The 19,280-nt window shown below is 27.4% G+C and carries 24 protein-coding genes and 2 pseudogenes; 19 read left to right on the forward strand and 7 right to left on the reverse strand.

Going from position 1 to position 19,280, the window contains the following annotated elements:
- From CSBG_RS18245 to CSBG_RS17945, 3 genes and pseudogenes are all read right to left on the reverse strand, one after another.
- Positions 1-168, reverse strand: a pseudogene (locus CSBG_RS18245) (IS256 family transposase); the annotation flags it as partial.
- Positions 169-250: 82 nt separating this feature from the next.
- Positions 251-439: a DUF4351 domain-containing protein gene (locus CSBG_RS18730; protein WP_242825272.1), complete on the reverse strand. Its 189-nt coding sequence runs from the start codon at positions 437-439 to the stop codon at positions 251-253.
- A complete protein-coding gene (locus CSBG_RS17945; RefSeq protein ID WP_334203858.1) occupies positions 420-1,100 on the reverse strand; it encodes an Rpn family recombination-promoting nuclease/putative transposase in 681 nt (226 codons plus the stop codon). Before CSBG_RS17945 ends, CSBG_RS18730 begins: the two co-directional genes overlap by 20 nt.
- 747 nt (positions 1,101-1,847) lie before the next feature.
- Between CSBG_RS17945 and CSBG_RS08540 the strand changes: the two genes are divergently transcribed.
- The 16 genes and pseudogenes from CSBG_RS08540 (at position 1,848) to CSBG_RS08615 (ending at position 13,211) form a co-directional block, all read left to right on the forward strand.
- Positions 1,848-2,174 carry a PadR family transcriptional regulator gene (locus CSBG_RS08540; RefSeq protein ID WP_008678741.1) on the forward strand — a complete coding sequence of 109 codons (327 nt, stop codon included), beginning with the start codon at positions 1,848-1,850 and terminating at the stop codon, positions 2,172-2,174.
- Positions 2,171-2,518, forward strand: coding sequence for a DUF1048 domain-containing protein (locus tag CSBG_RS08545; protein WP_008678743.1), 348 nt, complete (start codon positions 2,171-2,173; stop codon positions 2,516-2,518). Before CSBG_RS08540 ends, CSBG_RS08545 begins: the two co-directional genes overlap by 4 nt.
- 9 nt (positions 2,519-2,527) lie before the next feature.
- On the forward strand, positions 2,528-2,878 hold the full coding sequence (locus CSBG_RS08550) for a DUF1048 domain-containing protein (RefSeq protein WP_008678745.1): 351 nt from the start codon (positions 2,528-2,530) through the stop codon (positions 2,876-2,878).
- Positions 2,879-2,927: 49 nt separating this feature from the next.
- Positions 2,928-3,116, forward strand: coding sequence for a cysteine-rich KTR domain-containing protein (locus tag CSBG_RS08555; RefSeq protein ID WP_035285217.1), 189 nt, complete (start codon positions 2,928-2,930; stop codon positions 3,114-3,116).
- A gap of 163 nt (positions 3,117-3,279) precedes the next feature.
- The gene (locus CSBG_RS08560; RefSeq protein ID WP_008678746.1) at positions 3,280-3,996 is read left to right on the forward strand and encodes an ATP-binding cassette domain-containing protein; all 717 of its coding nucleotides are present in this window, start codon (positions 3,280-3,282) and stop codon (positions 3,994-3,996) included.
- 6 nt (positions 3,997-4,002) lie between these two features.
- Positions 4,003-4,227: pseudogene (locus CSBG_RS08565) on the forward strand (ABC transporter permease); the annotation flags it as partial.
- Positions 4,228-4,529: 302 nt separating this feature from the next.
- Positions 4,530-4,976: a hypothetical protein gene (locus tag CSBG_RS08570; RefSeq protein WP_008678748.1), complete on the forward strand. Its 447-nt coding sequence runs from the start codon at positions 4,530-4,532 to the stop codon at positions 4,974-4,976.
- A gap of 233 nt (positions 4,977-5,209) precedes the next feature.
- Positions 5,210-5,536, forward strand: a complete 327-nt coding sequence (locus CSBG_RS08575; RefSeq protein WP_008678749.1) for a DUF1904 family protein — start codon at positions 5,210-5,212, stop codon at positions 5,534-5,536.
- Positions 5,537-5,678: 142 nt separating this feature from the next.
- Entirely contained in the window at positions 5,679-6,416 is a 738-nt protein-coding gene (locus tag CSBG_RS08580; protein ID WP_008678751.1) for a MurR/RpiR family transcriptional regulator, read from the forward strand.
- A 217-nt stretch (positions 6,417-6,633) separates the two neighbouring features.
- On the forward strand, positions 6,634-7,491 hold the full coding sequence (locus CSBG_RS08585) for a tagatose bisphosphate family class II aldolase (RefSeq protein ID WP_097033405.1): 858 nt from the start codon (positions 6,634-6,636) through the stop codon (positions 7,489-7,491).
- Positions 7,492-7,512: 21 nt separating this feature from the next.
- The gene (gene pfkB / locus CSBG_RS08590; protein WP_008678754.1) at positions 7,513-8,433 is read left to right on the forward strand and encodes a 1-phosphofructokinase; all 921 of its coding nucleotides are present in this window, start codon (positions 7,513-7,515) and stop codon (positions 8,431-8,433) included.
- Complete coding sequence (locus tag CSBG_RS08595) at positions 8,434-9,831, forward strand: PTS fructose transporter subunit IIBC (protein WP_035285226.1); 1,398 nt, start codon at positions 8,434-8,436, stop codon at positions 9,829-9,831.
- Between the two features lie 27 nt (positions 9,832-9,858).
- Positions 9,859-10,299, forward strand: coding sequence for a fructose PTS transporter subunit IIA (locus CSBG_RS08600; RefSeq protein WP_035285229.1), 441 nt, complete (start codon positions 9,859-9,861; stop codon positions 10,297-10,299).
- 276 nt (positions 10,300-10,575) lie between these two features.
- Positions 10,576-10,884, forward strand: a complete 309-nt coding sequence (locus CSBG_RS08605) for a nucleoside triphosphate pyrophosphohydrolase (protein ID WP_008678755.1) — start codon at positions 10,576-10,578, stop codon at positions 10,882-10,884.
- 63 nt (positions 10,885-10,947) lie between these two features.
- Positions 10,948-11,853: a restriction endonuclease gene (locus CSBG_RS08610; RefSeq protein ID WP_008678756.1), complete on the forward strand. Its 906-nt coding sequence runs from the start codon at positions 10,948-10,950 to the stop codon at positions 11,851-11,853.
- A gap of 158 nt (positions 11,854-12,011) precedes the next feature.
- Complete coding sequence (locus tag CSBG_RS08615) at positions 12,012-13,211, forward strand: HNH endonuclease domain-containing protein (RefSeq protein ID WP_008678757.1); 1,200 nt, start codon at positions 12,012-12,014, stop codon at positions 13,209-13,211.
- Between the two features lie 260 nt (positions 13,212-13,471).
- Here the strand turns inward: CSBG_RS08615 and CSBG_RS18950 are convergent, their stop codons facing one another.
- Together CSBG_RS18950 and CSBG_RS08620 are read right to left on the reverse strand one after the other, a co-directional pair.
- Positions 13,472-13,651, reverse strand: a complete 180-nt coding sequence (locus CSBG_RS18950) for a phage antirepressor KilAC domain-containing protein (protein ID WP_276508068.1) — start codon at positions 13,649-13,651, stop codon at positions 13,472-13,474.
- Positions 13,585-14,214, reverse strand: a complete 630-nt coding sequence (locus tag CSBG_RS08620) for a BRO family protein (protein ID WP_008678758.1) — start codon at positions 14,212-14,214, stop codon at positions 13,585-13,587. The genes CSBG_RS18950 and CSBG_RS08620 overlap by 67 nt, the downstream gene beginning before the upstream one ends.
- 593 nt (positions 14,215-14,807) lie before the next feature.
- Between CSBG_RS08620 and CSBG_RS08625 the strand changes: the two genes are divergently transcribed.
- From CSBG_RS08625 to CSBG_RS18250, 3 genes are all read left to right on the forward strand, one after another.
- Positions 14,808-15,593 (forward strand): CsxC family protein, encoded by a 786-nt coding sequence (locus CSBG_RS08625; protein WP_008678759.1) that lies wholly within the window; start codon positions 14,808-14,810, stop codon positions 15,591-15,593.
- A 288-nt stretch (positions 15,594-15,881) separates the two neighbouring features.
- The gene (locus CSBG_RS08630) at positions 15,882-16,652 is read left to right on the forward strand and encodes a CsxC family protein (RefSeq protein ID WP_008678760.1); all 771 of its coding nucleotides are present in this window, start codon (positions 15,882-15,884) and stop codon (positions 16,650-16,652) included.
- 143 nt (positions 16,653-16,795) lie between these two features.
- Positions 16,796-18,223 (forward strand): CsxC family protein, encoded by a 1,428-nt coding sequence (locus CSBG_RS18250; protein ID WP_008678761.1) that lies wholly within the window; start codon positions 16,796-16,798, stop codon positions 18,221-18,223.
- Positions 18,224-18,354: 131 nt separating this feature from the next.
- Here CSBG_RS18250 and CSBG_RS18735 read toward each other — a convergent pair whose 3' ends face one another.
- On the reverse strand, positions 18,355-18,831 hold the full coding sequence (locus CSBG_RS18735) for a hypothetical protein (RefSeq protein WP_242825273.1): 477 nt from the start codon (positions 18,829-18,831) through the stop codon (positions 18,355-18,357).
- A gap of 63 nt (positions 18,832-18,894) precedes the next feature.
- A complete protein-coding gene (locus tag CSBG_RS18740; protein ID WP_242825274.1) occupies positions 18,895-19,173 on the reverse strand; it encodes a MerR family transcriptional regulator in 279 nt (92 codons plus the stop codon).
- Positions 19,174-19,280: the final 107 nt, after the last annotated feature.

Consider the following 19,280-nt stretch of genomic DNA (forward strand, 5'->3'; position numbering starts at 1 on the left):
ATATTTATTTCTACCTAAATGTTCTTCCATTTCTCCTTCTAATATATTTTCAAGAACATCTTTAACAAGCTTCTGAATAAGCCCATTTTTCCCCATAACATCATCAATAGTTTTACATTTCTTTACTTCCTCATTGTAATCAAAGTTGGTATTAATATTCTTTGTCATAATTTTTCCTCCTAAATTTATATAGTATATTATTCCAAAACCACCAGCTGTTCATACAAAAAAACAGTAGTTAGTTTTGTTTTTACACAAAACTAACTACTGTCCCTTTCAAATCCTCAATAGTATCAATATCAAATATATCATTAGCAATATTTTCTATTATATTTTCAGGTAAAGATTTGATTTTTTCTATATATTCGTCAGGTAAGGATTTAAATTTTTTTGAAAGCAATTTAATCAAAATTTCTGTCTTACCTTGAATCTTTACCATCTTCTTTTAATTTTTCTAATCCCTTTGAAATGTTAGAAGTCATATTTAGAACCTCCTGTTTATCAGCATTAAATATTTTTTCAATATTATCTTTAAAATTATTTTCCTCTGTATTTATATTAACTAGCCAGTGTTTAAGATGCATTTTTTCTTCTATAGATAAGTTATTAAATCCAATTATAATATCTTTAAGTCGATTATAAAACTCAATTCTATTTATATTTTGATCCAGCAAAAATATAGCAGAAGAAATATTTTGTTTATTGTAAAGTTCTTCTTTTTCATAGCTATTAATATCAATAAATTCATATTTAAAATTTAATATATTATCTCCAAATACATCACTATTACTTATTGCATGCTTTAATTCTTTAGCTGCCGTCCATTTCTTCTTACCATTATAAAGAACAATAGGAACTATAGAAGGTAATCTAAAGGTTTTCCTTTTAAATTCTTTAAGCTCTGTATTTCTTAATATATCTCTCCATATTTCTATCATATAAAGTAGAAGTCTTATTGGCATCCTAAAATCAACAGAACTTTGAAATTCTAATAAAACATAGAAAAATACATCATTACCATTAAAATTTGCTTTATAAACTATATCAGATTCTTGTTCTTCATAATCAGATAATATATATGACTTATTAACTAATATCAGGTTCTCCTTAGTTAATTTATTTTCTCAAGTATTACTAACAAAACTCTGTATTAAGTTTAAAAAGGTTTCTTTGTTAGAAAATAGATCTTTATAACTTTTATCATGAATGTTGTTCTTGTTAATTTCATTCATTTTACACCTCTATTTTATCATCTTATATAGATATTTGAAATATCTCTAGTTATAATTATTGACATATATGCGAACAAATGTTCCTATTATGCATTATTTTTATAATATACCTTAAATAATATACTCGTAAATAATGAAAATATAAATAAAAAATAGATAGATGATATATATAAAGTTAATATTAAATACCTTAGAAGCAAAGGAGGATTACATTCAGGATTTAATGCGGAGTATATAACAATGAAATTAGTGATATTATTGATAATTATAATTGTAGTGTATATTATGATCCATCAACTACAATCGCTGGAGTTTATTATAATTCATCTTTTAATTGGATACTAGTAAATTAAGTGGATTAAAGCCATGTAGAACTGTACTTGTTTTACATGGCTTTTTATTTAATTGATTAATAGATTAATAAATTAAATAAAATATGAAACATTCTATATTATCAGCTTGGTATAATTTTTAGTATTAATTTATTCTCCCTGATAAAATGAATATAAAAAATAAATACATTATATTGACATTGCCACTATCTAGTGATACTATATAGCAGTAGTAAGTAATACTGAATACAAGTAATACTAAATAGTGAAGAAGGTGATTTGTTTGGATAATATTACAGAAATGCTAAAAGGTGTCCTTGAAGGCTGTGTTCTTGAAATTATAAGCAATGAGGAAGTATACGGTTATGAGATTACGAGGAGACTTAATGCCCTGGGATTTTCGGATGTCGTAGATGGAACAGTTTATACCATATTGGTAAGACTTGAGAAAAACAAATTGGTAGAAACTACGAAAAAACCATCTGATATGGGACCACCACGAAAGTTTTTCAGGCTAAATGACGCAGGGCGTGAAGAATTAAAGAAGTTCTGGGCAAAATGGGAATTTGTTTCAACGAAAATTAACGAGTTAAAGGAGAAGAAATCATGAATTTTTGGGAAAAAATTACGGGAAGTGACATGACTAAAAAATTTAAAAATTTTGAATTACGAGTTAAAAAGCTACCAGCTGATTATCAAGAAGCATGGGAAAAAATTGAAGAGCATCTTTGGCAGCACTCAGATTTTACAGGTCGTAACCTCATGCCAATTCTTGACGGTGTTCTTGGCTTGCTAGAAGAAACAGTTGCTGAAGGTCAGAGTGTACAAGAGGCTTTAGGTGAAGATATAGAAGGCTTTTGCTTTGCGCTAGTTGGTGAAGAAGGGGCAAATTCTTATCGTGACAAGTGGAGAAAACAATTTAATAATAATATTGCTAAAAAATTAGGTAAATAGGAGGATAAAATGGGAATACAAGATATCATCAAAGGTAAAAAAGAATGGAAAGAGCACGTGGCGCGTGTTAAAGCGCTACCAAAAGATTATGTGATTGTTTATAAAGAAATTCAAAAATATCTCTTTAAGGTTGGACCAGTTGAACTAAGTGAAGGAACAGATTTGCTTACTGGAATTGTAGAGCTTTTTGAAGAGGGTGCGGCTATGGGAAAAGGAGTATTAGAAGTAACTGGTAGAGACGTAGCAGCTTTCTGCGACGATTTAATCAAAGATTCAAAAACTTACGCTGACATATATCAAGAATCAGTTGACAAAGAAGTTAATAAAGCAATGAAGAAAGCTACTGATAAAACAAAGTAAAAGGGATATATAGTGATAAACAAAAACATAAACTAAAGGGGATGATAGAGTGTGTAAAGACGAGTGGATATTATGTCCAATCTGTGGTAACAAAACAAGGGTCAAGATACGTGATAATACAGTACTTGAAAACTTCCCGTTATTTTGTTCCAGGTGCAAAAAGGAAACGATAATTAATGTAAAAGAAATGAAAATATTAGTAATTAAAGAGCCAGACGCTAAGACGCAGAGCCGATAACATGTGAGTAAAATCATGGTTATCGGCTCTTTTTTATGCTAGCTAATCAAATGCTTTGTAATATAAATTAACTTGAAATAGTTAAATTTAAAAGTTCAAGCTGCATTCAAAGGATTAGATGTAAATTTGAATAAAGTTGCTATATTATTAGGAGGAAAAGAAAATGAAAAAAAGTATAATACAAATTAAAGGGGTAAAGAAATCTTACAAAGATGTGGAAGTACTCAAAGGAGTAGATTTTGAAGTAGAGCAGGGAGGTATATTTGCATTACTAGGTTCAAATGGAACAGGAAAAACATCTATGATTAAAGTCATGGCTACTTTACTTAAAGCAGATGCTGGAAGTGTTGTAATAAACGGTTTGGATATTGAAAAAAATCCAGGGAAAGTTAGAGCTTCTATCAGCCTTACTGGTCAGTTTGCTGCTATTGATGAAATTTTGACTGGGCGTGAAAATCTTCAAATGATAGCAAAACTTAGACATATTAAAAATCCAAATGCAGTAGCAGATGAATTAATTAAGAGATTTGGTATGTTAGAAGCAACAGATCGCAGAGTTGGTACTTACTCTGGAGGTATGAAAAGAAGAATTGATATTGCAATGAGTCTTGTTGGAAATCCAAAGATTATATTCCTGGATGATCCAACAACAGGTCTTGATCCAGAAGCACGTTTAGAAGTTTGGAAAATTGTAAAAGAGTTAACAGCTTCAGGAACTACAGTATTTTTAACAACTCAATATTTAGAAGAAGCAGAACAACTTGCAGATAAAATTGCTATTCTTAATGGTGGAAAAATAATTGCCCTAGATACATTAGAAGGATTAAAAAAACTATTTCCACCTGCAAAAGTTGAATATGTTGAAAACAGCCTATATTAGAAGAAATTACCATTTATCAGTTCTGCCTTTGTACCAACAGAGACTATGCCTTCAGTAGTATGCGTATTTGCAGAAAATCAACCTGTAACGCCTATTGTAGAAGCTATTCGTAATTTATTAGCAAATAAGCCAGTAGGAAATGACATTTGGGTTGCCCTTGCTTGGTGTATAGCAATAACAGCTGTAGCTTATATATTTGCAATGAGAATCTATAAAAAATATAAATTATAAAGATAAACTTATGAAAATATTATAAGATGGATGAAAAAATTATAAAATGAGAAAAACATCTCAAATGAATGAAGAACCATAAATAGATGATAGACTTACATGTAGTTTTCTATTACGTGATATATCTTGATTATTTAAGCGGATGAAAAGTTGTAATATTACAAAACAACAAATATTTTAATAAATATTACTTAATTTATATGTTTTGCTAGAAGTATAATCCATAAATTATGTATAATAAGAACATAATTTATTAAGCAATAGTATGAAAGTGAGTAAGGAGTATTTAGGGGGATATGGATATGGAAGTAGTTCTCGCAATTTTATTTTTAGGGTATTTTATGTATGCAGGATATATTAAATATTGTTTAATTGCAATGATTGCTCAAATTATAGTATCATTTTTTATTGAGAAAAAACAGATATGGAAAGTTGCTCCGTTAATATTTATTACTCAAGGTATTGTTGTGTCAATAGCAGATATCACATATGATATGATAAATAGTATTTATAGGTATAAAAGTTTAGGATTTTGGAGTGTTATTAGATCAGAAAGCTTTAAATTTGATATTTTTTATACGTTAATATTGATTGCAATAATAATTATAATTGGATTTTTTACCTATAGGAGTATAGAAGGAAAAATGAATTATAAAAAATGGTTAGCTTTGCTAATTGGGTATTTAATTAATATATTAATTATGCTATTTATGATTTGGAGATTTGGTATAATTGTTGGTGGATTTTAAAAAGAGTATTCAGAGTCATTTTAATATTTTGAAGAATAACTTTAATATTAAACAAACTAAAATAGTAAAGTGTCCAACTTAATTTAGCAATTCTTCTTATTATAAAGTTTTACTAAACTACTAGATCAAACTAAAGAGATTGAAATACCTAATATTTAATACAACCTTGATTTGTAAATGTTTTCGATATAATATGATATTATTAGAGTTTATAGGGATGGAGAGTGTTTAATATGCCAATGTTAAAATTTAAGGAAATAGAAACTGAAGAGGTTTGTACAATAAGTAAGAATTTAATAGACGAATTACAGGAATTAATTCAATGTCCAAGAGATTATTTTAGTCTTTCAGTTGATAAATCAGACTATATAAAAGATGGGGAAATAGTTAAAGGTGAACCTATAGTAGAAGTTTCATGGTTTGATAGGGGACAAGAAGTACAGGATAAAGCTGCAAAGATAATTACTAAGTATGTTAATTCTTTGGAATATCCAAATGTGGATGTTATCTTTTTTACATTAGATGAAAGTAAGTATTATGAAAATGGAGAGCATTTTTAATTATTTAAGTAAATATATTGTTATTAAATAGATAATTATTTTTAGAATTATTTATAGTTATTTATAAAAAATTTCGATTATTAATTAATAATATGGGACATGCTATAGAAATTAATTAAATAAATCTAATGAGGGTGATAAGATGATAATAGAAGTTAATAATAGCATTATTGAAAAGCTGACTCCTACAGAAAAAGCTGTAGTTAATTATATTAATTCTAATGCAGATAAATTATCTAATATGTCCATTGTAGATGTAGCAGAAGAATCTTTTACTTCCCCAGCAACTGTGTCAAGAACAATTAAAAAATGTGGATTTGAAGGCTTTTCAGAATTGAGGTATAGGGTTTCTGCAAAAGAAGAGCATAATCATGATTCTAAAAAAGTAAATGAAATATTAGGAAAATCCTTAATTGAAGTAACAAAAACTGTTGAAAATATATCTATAACTAAGGTATTAAATATAGTTAAGATTATTAAAGAAGCAAAGAGAATTTATATATTAGCAAGAGGATTAACTGAATTAGTTGCACAAGAGTTTAACTTAAAGCTGCAACTTTTAGGATACAATACATTTTTGATTGTAGATCCAAATATAATGATGAATATATGTAAAACAATTGAAAAAGAAGATTTAGTTATTGCATTTTCATTAAGAGCTGAAACTAATGAAATATTAGAATCTGTTAAAAGTGCAAAAAATTCTGGGGCAAAGGTTGTTACATGCTGCTGCGTAAGAAAAAGTATATTAGAAGAATATTCAGATGTGACTATAGTTGGATATAAACAATCTAAAACATCTATAAAGGAATTTGAAGTTACATCAAGATTGCCATTATATATTATTTCAAGGGCAATAATAGATTATTTAATAATATAAAGAATGTATCCTGAAAATTGATTTAATTGAATTTTCAGGATACATTTTTATTTATAACATCAGTAAAATAGCCAAAAGAGAATGAAAAATGTAAAAATAAGTACAAACATTTTAGAAAACATTTTCCGTATTATAATGCTAAAATTTAATTATAGAAAAGAATTTGTTAAGTTGATATGAAAAAATAGCTTAATAAATCTTAGAGATTTGGAGGGAGATTATGAAAATATTATCAACAAGAGAAATGTTAAAAAAGGCTCAAAGAGAAGGATATGCTATACCAGCTTTTAATATTCATAACTTAGAAACATTGGAAGTAGTTGTAGAAACAGCAGCAGAATTAAAATCACCAGTAATACTAGCAGGAACTCCATCAACAATTGAATATGCAGGAGGAGAATTCATAGTAGCAATGGCAGATGCAGCTGCAAAAAAATATAATATTCCTATTGCAATACACTTAGATCACTTTGAAGTAATAGAAGAAATAAAGCACTTTGTTGATTTAGGATTTAAATCAACTATGATAGATGCTTCTCATGAAACTTTTGAAGAAAATATAGAAATAGTTAAAAAAGTAGTTGAATATGCTCATAAATATGATGCAACAGTAGAAGCAGAACTTGGAAGACTTGGTGGACAAGAAGATGATTTAATAGTAGACGAAAAAGATAGTAAATATACTAATCCAAAGCAAGCAAAAGAATTTGTTGAAAAAACAGGAATAGATTCATTAGCAGTAGCAATTGGAACAGCACATGGATTATATGAAGGTGAAGCAAAGTTAGATTTTGATAGATTAAAAGAAATAAGAGATATGGTAGATGTGCCATTAGTATTACATGGAGCATCAGATGTTCCAGATGAGTTGGTTAAAAAAGCAATTTCTCTTGGAATATGTAAAGTAAATGTAGCAACTGATTTAAAGATTCCATTTTCAGATGCAGTAAAGAAATACTTTATAGAAAATCCTGATGCTAATGATCCAAGAAAATATATGACACCAGGAAAAGAAGCTATGAAGAAAGTAGTAGCACATAAAATAATGATTTGTGGAAGTAATGGTAAGGCATAATTAAAAATGGGGGAGAGATAAATGATATATACACTAACGACTAATCCAGCAATTGATATGAATTATAGAGCAGAAAGTTATGAACCATTTAAAGTTAATAGAACAACTAATATAGAATACTCTCCAAATGGTAAAGGAGTAAATGTATCACTTGTATTAAATCATTATGGAGTAGAAAGTAAGGTATTAGGCTTTTTTGGGGGATTTACAGGTGAATTTATAGTAGATGAACTTCAAAAAATGGACATACAAGTTGAGTCCTTTTGGATTGATGAACCAACTAGAATAAATGTATTTATAGATACTAAAGATAAAAAGGAATTTAAATATGTAAACAAGGGCCCCTTTGTTCCTATAGAAGCACAAAAGAATTTATTAAACTATATAGAAAAGTCTGAGGATTGTAGTTATTTAATTATAAGTGGAAGCTTGCCTCAAAGTATGGATGAACATTATTATGATGAATTATTAGAAATATGTAATAAAAGAAACATAAATATAATTTTAGATATAAGTTCTAAAAAATTAAAGGATTTATTAAAATATAAACCTTTATTAATTAAACCAAATGATGAGGAAATTAAAGAGATTTTTGGACTAGATATAAATAATGAAAAAGATGTTGTAAATATATTAAAGTATTTAAAAAAGGAGGGAGCACAAAATATTCTTTTAACTTTAGGAGAAAAAGGTATGTATTTTTATAATGGAAATAATATATATTATTGCAACGCACCTAATGTAAACCTTTTAAGTTCTGCTTGTTCAGGTGATTCTGCTTTGGCAGCATTTTTAAGTGAATGGTTAAAAGAAAATGACATTGAATATGCATTAAAAAAATCATCAGCAACAGGTGGGAATGTAGCTGAGTCAAGAGGTATTGGAACTTTAAATAAAGTTGATAATTATATGAAAAATTTGGATGTTAGGGAGGTATTTTAAATGAAAAAAATTATTGCTGTTACAGGTTGCCCAACAGGTATTGCACATACTTTTATGGCAGAAGAATCATTAAAAAAAGCCGCTAAAGAAATGGGGATTGAAATTAAAGTTGAAACTAATGGAGCTATTGGTGTAGAAAATGAATTAACAGAAAAAGATATAAAAGAAGCAGATGGAGTTATAATAGCATCAGATAAAGATGCCAGGGCAGATAGATTTATTGGCAAACCAATTATAGAAACTTCTGTTCAAGATGGGATACGTAAACCAAAAGAACTTATTCAAGCAATATTAGATGGAAAAGCTCAAATTAAAAAATCAACAACACAAAGAAATGAAAAACCAGAAAAGAAAAATGAAGTTATAGGAAAAGAGTCATTTGGTAGAAGTATATATAAGCACTTGATGAATGGTGTTTCACATATGTTACCATTTGTTGTTGCAGGTGGGGTGTTAATAGCAGTATCTTTTTTATGGGGAATATACTCAGCAGATCCAGCCTCAGATCAATATAATAAAATTGCTGCTATGCTTAAGGGGATAGGTGGAACAGCATTTTCAATGATAGTACCAATATTTACAGCTTTCATTGCATCATCAATTGCAGGTAGATCAGGAATGGTTGCAGGGTTTGTTGGTGGATTAATAGCAGATGCAACAGGAGCAGGTTTTATAGGAGGAATAATCGCAGGATTCTTTGCAGGATATTTAATGCTAGGATTAATTAAAATGTTAGCAGGACTACCAAGACAATTTGAAGGACTAAAATCAATCTTTTTATTACCTATACTTGGAATACTTGCAACAGGAATATTAATGACATTACTAGGAGAGCCTGTATCATATATAAATAATTCAGTAATGGATTGGCTTGCATCATTAGAATCAGCAAATCCAATACTTTTAGGATTAGTAATAGGATGTATGTCAGCATTCGACTTTGGAGGACCAGTTAATAAAGCAGCATACATTACAGGAACAATGCTTTTGTCACAAGGAAATTATTATTTCATGGCTGGAGTTTCAGCAGCATGTATAACACCACCTTTAGTAATAGCATTAGCAACAACAATATTTAAAAAACAATTTAATGAAGAAGATAGAGCAGCAGGATTAGTTAACTATATTTTAGGATTTACCCATATAACAGAAGGAGCAATACCATTTGCTGCTAAAGACCCACTAAGAGTAATTCCTATATTAATGATAGGATCATCTATATCATCTATATTGACTTATTTAATGAAAGTTCAAGTGCCTGCACCTCATGGTGGATTCTTAATACTTCCAATCGTTGAAAAACCATTCATTTGGGTAGGATGCATATTAATTGGATCATTAGTTGGAGCTATTTTATACGGATTATATAAAACAAATTTAAATAAAAAAGCAGCTTAATTAAATACACATTAAGAGGAGATAATTATGGAATTAAAAGACTTAATCAAAGAAAGTACAATAAAATTACAACTTGATTCTAAAGATAAAAATTCAGTTTTAGATGAAATGATTAAATTATTAGTTGATGATAATGTAGTAACTGATAAAAATAAATTTAAAAAAGACATTTTAGCAAGAGAAGAATTAAGTAATACAGGAATTGGTTTTGAAATAGCAATTCCACATGCAAAATCAAAAGCTGTAAAAGAAGCAAGAATAGCTATAGGGATAACTAATAACGGAATAGATTACGGATCAATAGATGGACAAGATATAAAGATGATATTTATGATTGCAGTTAGCGAAGACCAAAGTGATTTACATTTAAAAGCTTTAGCTAACCTATCAAGAAAATTAATGCATGATGAATTTAGAGAAAGCATTTTAAATGCGAAAACTGAGAAAGAAATAATAGATATGTTATAAAAATTAAAATAAGAAGGCTTAAAGGAAGTTAAAAGTTTAAATTGGAAGTTAAAATATAAAAAGTTTTTTAATAGAATAATATATTTGAAAAGAACATGTTCGCTTTTTTAGGAGTGGATATGTTCTTTTTTATGTAGTTCAAATTAAAACTATATTTATTAATAAAGATAAAATATGGTAAAATAATTATTATAAAATAATGAAAAGGCCGAAGAAAATTGACAACAAAAATATTTTAAAGTCCTATGTTGAAAATTAATTATAAGAGGGAAAATGATGAAAATATACAATAAATTAGTAAGAGATAGAATACCAGAAATAATAACTGCAGATGATAAAACATGCGAAATAGAAATAGTTAGTGGGATAAAAAAGCAAGAACTTTTAGAAAAGAAATTATTAGAAGAAGTAAATGAATATTTAGAAGATAAAAACCTAGAAGAGCTTGCAGATATTATGGAAGTGCTATTTGGGCTTGCAAATGAACTAGGATATAGTGAAGAAGATTTAATAAAGAAAAGAAATGAAAAACTAGAAAAGTGTGGTGGATTTAAAGAAGGAATAGTATTGAAAGTTGTGAAATAAATTTCTACTTAAAGGTACAAAAATAAATTAATGACTATTTTCAAAATACATGGAGGTATAAAAATGGGATTACCAAAATACTATGAAATGCACAAACCATTTTTAGAATACTTAAAAGATGGCAAATTACATACTTTAAAAGAATTAAAGCAATTTATAAGTAAATATTTCAATTTAACAGAAGAAGAACTTTTAGAGTTACTTCCTAGCGGAAGGCAAACAGTATTTATTAATCGTATCGGATGGGCAAGAACTTATCTAAAGAAAGCTGGTTTAATTGATAGCCCTGCAAGAGCTTCATTCATTATTACTAATGATGGATTAGAAGTTCTTAACGATAATCCAGATGTAATTGATAGTAATTACTTAATGAAATTCGATAGTTTTAGGGAGTTTCAAGGTGGAGTTATATATACAAAAAATAATAATGAGCCCTCAAATGATATTAATAATACACCAGATGATACTTTTGAAGATTCATTTAGAAAGATTAATAAAAGTTTAGCAGAAGATCTTCTTGCAGAAGTAATAAAACTTTCGCCAACAGCATTTGAACAAATGGTTATTGATTTACTTTCAAAAATGGGATATGGTTCTTTTGAAAATGCTGGAAAGACAACGTCTACTACTGGAGATGAAGGTATTGATGGTATTATAATGGAAGATAAACTTGGATTTAATTTAATTTATATTCAAGCAAAGAAATGGGAGTTAAATAGCAAAGTAGGGAGACCAGATGTACAAAGTTTTGTTGGTGCCATATCTGGTAAAGGTGGTAAAGGTCTATTTGTTACAACTGCAAAATTTTCAAAACAAGCTATTGAGTATGCGAAAAATCAGCATATTATACTAATAGATGGCGAGAAATTATCAAATCTCATGATTGAACATAATTTTGGAGTTACAGTAAAAAAAGTTTTTGAAATTAAAGCAATTGACACCGATGTGTTTAATGAATATTTAGAGTAATAAGCTTTTTAGTAGTATACAATTATTATGAAGCAAAAAATGATATTAAATTTAATTAAGATACTATAGTTAATCTCTAATATCATTATTTAAATAGGTATAATTTATCTAACTAGCGAGTTTTAATATTACAACAGATTTTAATGGAGATAGAATTTATGCATATAAATAATAATGTACAACATGAATTAAATAAAGATACACATATAGAAGAAAAAGGTATCATTTTAAATAGTAATGAAATAATTTTATATAATTTACCTAGTTCTAGTAATGTAGATACAAAAATATTTGCTAGGTTATTAGAAGATAGTAGAGTAGTTGCAAGCTATAAGATGTATTGGCTTTTAGGTATTTTAGAAGAAGTGAATTTAGGTAATATTGAAATAACCTTTAAAAGATTAGTTGCACGAATGTTAACAGCAGCATGGTACCCGACTTTGCAATATAAACTATATTTTGGACAATTTGATAATTTAGTAAAATCAATAAATTACATATCAAGTATATACTGTGTGCCTACTAATATTAATAATAATGAATTATTAGAATTTATTTGTAGTCTTGATGATAATATATTAAATAAGCAAATGAAGGATTTAACAAACAATGTTCCTTATATGCTTTTAACTCCTTTTTTTGATGATAAAATAAAAGGAACTTCTAGCTCAAAAAGAGTTAGAAAAATAATAGAATTATCTTTAAGTGAGTCAGGTGTTTTATATAAGATAATTAAAGATAGCAATAATATAGTCATGGATGAAGATTGGGCAATCTATATGAAAAGTAATTATAAGGTAATAAAATCTTGGATATATTATAAGTTAAGTTGTTTCTTACAAAAAAGAAATCCAAATGTACCAGCAATTATATTCAAATTAGATCCACCTATAAGCAGAAGTTTATCTAAATCAACAAGAATATGGACAAGTATTATTGCAGATAGAAATGTTAAAGACATTTATACAGGAAGAGAGTTTTCACGGGAAAATTATGATGAACTAGGAGTTTTGAGTATAGATCACTTTATTCCTTGGAGCTTTGTAATGCATGATGAGATGTGGAACTTAGTACCTACTTTTAAAAATATAAATAGTAGTAAAAGTGATAAACTTTTAAGATACGAAAATTATATAGATGATTTTTGTGATATACAGTATGAAGCATTTTCTTTTATGTGTGATAACAATAGGAAAAAGGATTTAGAGCCGTACGTAGATATTTTGAGGTTAGAAAATCCATTAGATTTTTATAAATATAAAGGAAAAGAAGGCTTTTCAGAAAAGCTAAGACTAAGTATAGCTCCAATATATCAAATAGCTGTAAATCAGGGGTTTAGCGTTATTTATAAGTTATAGATTATAAGATTAATATAAAATAAGAATCAAATAATAATACAAGTTAATACATAATTAATATATATTTTTAATAATTTAACTCGAAAACAAGTTAACTATTAAAGATTTAAGTGAAATATGCAATTTTTTTGGATATTAATTTAAAGATATAAAGTGAGTAAAAAATTATATATAATTATTTATATCTAAATAATACTGTATTTAAAGACTTAATATAAAAAGTTGTATCAGATCCTCCAATCAATCTGATACAACTTCCTCTATTTCTCAATCAAAGGAACAACCCCAAGCTTTTCCTTCAACAATTCATATATAAAAACTCGTCCTTTTTCAGTCCAATGAGTTACTATTGTATATTTCCCATCCGAGATATTTAATATTTTAGAACTTGTATATCCTTGTGGTGCATATTCTTGATATAAAACCCATTTATCTGAAATTCTGTATTCACTCTTAAGGAATTAAGTATCTTATTCATTTGAACTCCAGACATTCCATAGTCCTTTGCAATAATTGTTATAGGTATTAATAACTTACTATTTAGAACTTTGTCATGGTAATTTACCTTTTCTTTAGATTCTTCAAGCCCAAACATTAATTGGTGTCTTTCTTCTTTTAATTCAGTAAGCAACTTTTCTAAAGTAGTTGTTTCTTTTAATCCATCTTCTATTACTTTATCTGTAGCATAAATTCCCTTAGACCTTATTGATGGAAGTATTTCATCAAAAACCCAGCTTTCAAATTTTTCAGCATAAGGTAATTTAGAATGAACAATAAGTCTAAATAAATCACCTTCTGGTATGAAACTAACATCTTGATTACCGCCTATTGTAGCAATTTTATATTTGATAGAATGTTTACAATGTCTATTCAAAGCTGCTCGTGCATTTGAATATCCAAGCATTGATGCACATTGAACAGCTTGAAAATAATCCTTTCCATCAAGCTCTAGTATATTCATTTCTCCAAAGGTGTCATTTTTGAAAATTTCCATTTTCTCCATATTTTTAATCCTCTCTTTCATATAAAATTTATTTTTTCAAAGGGAGTCGCGTTTCGCGACCCCCTTTAGAATCCTTTATTTTACAAGTGTAAAGGGGTATTTTAATAAAGTTTTTCATTTATTAAATATGCAGAAAGTAGAAGTTTTTAAAAAAATCCATATATTTATTTTTTATTTTTAATATGTTCTTCTTAATTAAATAAAAAAACAGTAATTCAGGTAGTACCGTCACAATTAATAACATTAAACCAGATAATTTTGTGTTTACAGATATTCCTGAATTTAATGGAATTTATGTTTCAAGTGGTACATTAACTATAAAATAATAACACCTATTAACGGAGAGGTTATCGAAAGACATCCTACTAGAGATAGTAGTAGTATTATTACTAATGCAACCTTGGTAGAGCTATCTTTGTAAATATTCTGCCAAATAAAGTAGTGAAAGGGTTAAAAGATTGGAGAGGATTCATTTTCACATTATGTAGGTATTTTAATTTAGAAATATGCACAAAAATGTGTATTTTATATATTATATAATATAAGGTTTACTAACGATATCTTAACTAGATAAAAACGGAGGAAGTGTTATTATGAATGATAACAAAATGAATACGAATGAAAATGTAGTTGAAAGTGCAGCTTTAGTAGGACACTGTGCAGAGGTTAAAACTCTACAACAATCTTTAACTGAGCAAGCTTCTGTAGCTCCTAGCGTTATTGCACCAGGACCAGTAGTTGTTAAGGTTCCAGTTGTAATAGCTGAAACTAATATAACAATACCAGTAGAAGCTACTATTAAATTAGATCATCCAGCAATAGAAATTAAGAGAATTAGAAAGAATGTATATTTAAATCAATCTAGGGTTATTCCATTTTCTCAAGATGGTTTATTTGGTACTGGAATACTATTTATAGCTGGTTTTATAAGAAAGAATATAGAATATGCAACTAAAACTTGCAATAGGCATGGATCTCCTAATATCTGTGGCGATATAAGACATTGTACAGTTGAAGTGCCTTTTAACTTTACAACAAGAATTACTTTCCTTAGACCACCAATATTTATTACAAATACACCTTCACTTGAAGTAGAATTTTTCTCAGATAAGAATAAGAGTTGCGATGCTTGTGCAGATCCAGTTATTGGACGTAATGTTTGTGATCAAGGACTTTTCAATTCAGAATTCTTTAATGAAAAACCTTTTACTGAATTAGTAAGAGCAGATATCGCTGAAGTTGATATTCACACAGATCCATATAAGGACTGTGAAATTCCTACAGAACAACTTTTCACTAAGCTTACAGAAAAAGTAGTTGTTAATTTAACATTAAAAGTATTACAAAATCAACAAGTAAGAGTTACAACTTTAGTTTAATAGAAATACAGATTTAAGAATTGACTTATAAAATAAATTTATGACCTTGCCTAATCACAATATAATAATATATTAGAATAAGTATATCCTCAGTAATACTTAATATAAGTTTTGCTGAGGATTTTTTTGAGTTTTGAAATAAACAAACATACAATTAGAATTTTAATATTTTTTTAAATATAATATCTATTTGTTTATTCTAGTACATAAAAGGGGAAATTTGTATATTATACATTAGATAGTTACCTAGTTACATTTAAATTAGCTAAAAATGGAGGATACATTAGAATGAATGAAATTAAAGAAAATACAAATGAATGTAAAATCATAACAGCTCCTTGTGCAACTGTTAATTCTCAATTTCAATCACTAACTAAAGAAACACCTGTAACTCCTGATGTTATTTCATCTGGGCCTATATTTGCTAAAATTCCAGTTGTATTAGCAGAAATAAATATAACAATTCCTGTTGAAGCTACTATCACATTAGATAAATTAGCTATGGAAATTAAACGAATTAAAAAGAATGTATTTCTGGATCAGTCTAGAATTATTCCATTTTCTCAAGATGATCAACCTGGTACTGGAATACTATTTATAAAAGGTTTTATAAGAAATAATATTGAGTATGCAACACAAATTTATAGCATATCAGGAAGTAAAAGTGTTTATGGTGAAATAAGACATTGCACAGTTGAAGTACCTTTTAGTTTTACAACAAGAATTACTTTCATTAGGGAACCAGTTTTTGACGAAAAGACCACGCCAAGTAAATTAGATTTTTATACAGGCAATCTTAATGGTTGTGATGATTGCTTAGATAAAGTGATTGGATGTAATCCTTGTGATCAGAGTCTTTTCTTTACAGAATTCTTTAATGAAAAACCTTTTACTGAATTAGTAAGAGCAGATATTATTGAAGTTGATATTCATACAAATAAAGTATTAACTAGCACAATTCCTACAGAAGATAATTTTACTAAGCTTACAGAAAAAGCAGTAGTAAATTTAACATTAAAAGTATTACAAAAACAACAAGTAAGAATTACAGCATTATAATTATTAAATATATATAAATCTAAAAATTTAATATTATTTGATAATATTACAGACTTAAGGCTTACTGACAAAGTTTTTAGGTCTGTTTTAAAATGAGTTAATTATATGCTTATTTTATTAAATTCTTAAGTGGAGGAGATATTATGGAAAGGAGATACTATTCAAGGCGAAATTATAATCAACTTAAGATAAAGCAATATGAAGAATATATTAGAAGACTAAATAAGTATTATATATATATGAAGAAGAATTATGAAGAATATATTAAAAATCAAAATCAGCAGTATATTTATATGAAAAATAAATATGAAGAGTATATTAAGATGCAGAATAAACAATATGTGTATATGCAAAAGAATTATGAAGAATATATTGAAAATCAAAATAAACAATATTTATATACTAAAAAATATTATGAAGAGAATCCTAAAGAAAATAATGATATTATCGATACTACACACAATGAGTTTTTTGATTTTTTTAAAACTCTTAACATAGAAGATAGTAGTACAAATACCTTTGGAATAAAAAAAAGTATCTCTGAATTTCCAGAAGCTAATATTAAAGAAAATAATTTAGAATATAAAAGGAATGACTTATCTAAGGATGAGTACTTAGATAATAAGAGTAATACTAGTAGTACAGATTCACCTAAGGGGAAATTATTAGAAGAAATTTATGAGGAATTATGTGAAGAAAATGATAAAGAATTACTGAAAGAAAGTCATAAAGAATCCTTAGAAGAAAATAGCAATGAACTCCTACAAGAAAGTGATAAAGAAATAAATGAAGTGGAAGCTAAAGAATCTGTAAAATCAAGTGATAAAAAATTACTAGAATTAGCTGACCAAAAGCTTATAGAGGAGAACTATAATACTATTGTAAAAGAAGAAGTATCTAAAAATATTAATATTTCAACAAAAGGCTTATATGCTAACTTACCTGTTATATTAGCAGAAACCAATATAACAATTTCTGTTGAAGATACTATCACATTAGACCAAGAAGTTAATGAAATTAAATTAATTAAAATAAATGTGTTTTTAACTAAATCCCGTCTTATTCCTTTTCCATCAAGTATTTCAGAGAATAATTCTGGAATGTTATTTGTTACAGGTTTTATAAGGAATAATATTGAGTATGAATCTAAATCCACTAATGAAGAAAAAGTAGAAAATAGTTCTGGAAATATAAGATACTGTACGGTTGAAGTACCATTTAATTTTACTACTAGAATCATTTATACTAGGCCACCAATTTTTACTGAAAACACTACTATAAATGAAGTAGAATTTTTTAATGGTAGACTTAAAGTATGTGATGTTTACAAAGACTCAGTTATTGATTGTGAGCAGTATGAACAAAGCTTAGTATTTACAGAAGTCTTTAATGAAAAGCCTTTTGTTGAACTAGTAAAAGCAAATTTTATTGAAGTTGATATTAATAGAAATCCAATTTTAAGCAATGAAACTACAATAAAACAAGAAGTTACTAAACTTAAAGAAAGAATAATTGTAAATTTAATGATAAGAGTATTACAAAAACAACAGTTAAGAGTAGAAATAGAATAGGATTCATCTTAAGCTATTATTTTAGAAATCCTCTAAGTTCTACAGCTTTCTCCAAAATTTATATAGTATATTACTTCAAAACTACCAACTATTTATGCAAAAACAATCGTTAGTTTTGTTTTACCACAAAACTAACGATCATCACTCTCCACCATTATTTCTATCTTAACGCAGTACTTACTTTCATCTTTAGTTGAAAGTTCGTTTAGGGGATATTCCTCATATGCATCACTACAAATACGCAAATTATTTTCTTTTATATAATCATATAATTTTTCATAAAGATCATCAGATTCTCCATAAGCACATCTTCCATAGAAAACTGCATATTTGCCTTCAGGTTTATAGGATTTTTGCTCATTTATACCTTTAAAATAATATCGAATTGCATATAAAGGATTTCCTAATTCAATATCTTCTTTACTAACAATAGCACCAAGGGGATAACCTATATCAATTCCATTTTCAGCCGCAAAATTATAAAATGAAATAGCAGATTCATCTTGTGATGCATCTATAGAATCTTTAGAAATTTTTGGGCCTAGGAAAATAGGCTCTTTCTTTTTGAACTCAATATTTATGCTTATTTTCTTTATACTTAATAGCATCTTCTGCCATATCAACATAAAGTTGCATAACTTCTAATATACGTTTAAGCTTTTTTATTTCAGTTAATATATGTTTTTTTGTGAACTAAATAAAGTAAACATTTCTTCTGGAGTACGTATATCGATATATCTTTTTATTTCTTCAATTCCAATTCCAATTTCTCTAAGAGAGATTATTAAATATGCTGTAGTTAACTGATTTCTAGTATAGTAGCGATATCCATTTTCACCACGAAATTCTGGTGATAACAATCCTATTTGATCATAGTATCTTAAATTTTCACGTTTAATACCTGTAAGAGCAGAAAATTCTTTAATTTGCATATTAGATTTATCTTTCATAAGTACCTCCAAATTTTAATTATACTATTGACATTAAAGTTACTTTAAGCTTTATAATACCACTGAAATTAAATTTTTGCAAAATCACTTACATAATGGAGGTAAAC

Origin of the sequence: Clostridium sp. 7_2_43FAA (genome assembly GCF_000158375.2) — a bacterium.
Classification (GTDB): Bacteria; Bacillota; Clostridia; order Clostridiales; family Clostridiaceae; genus Clostridium; species Clostridium tertium.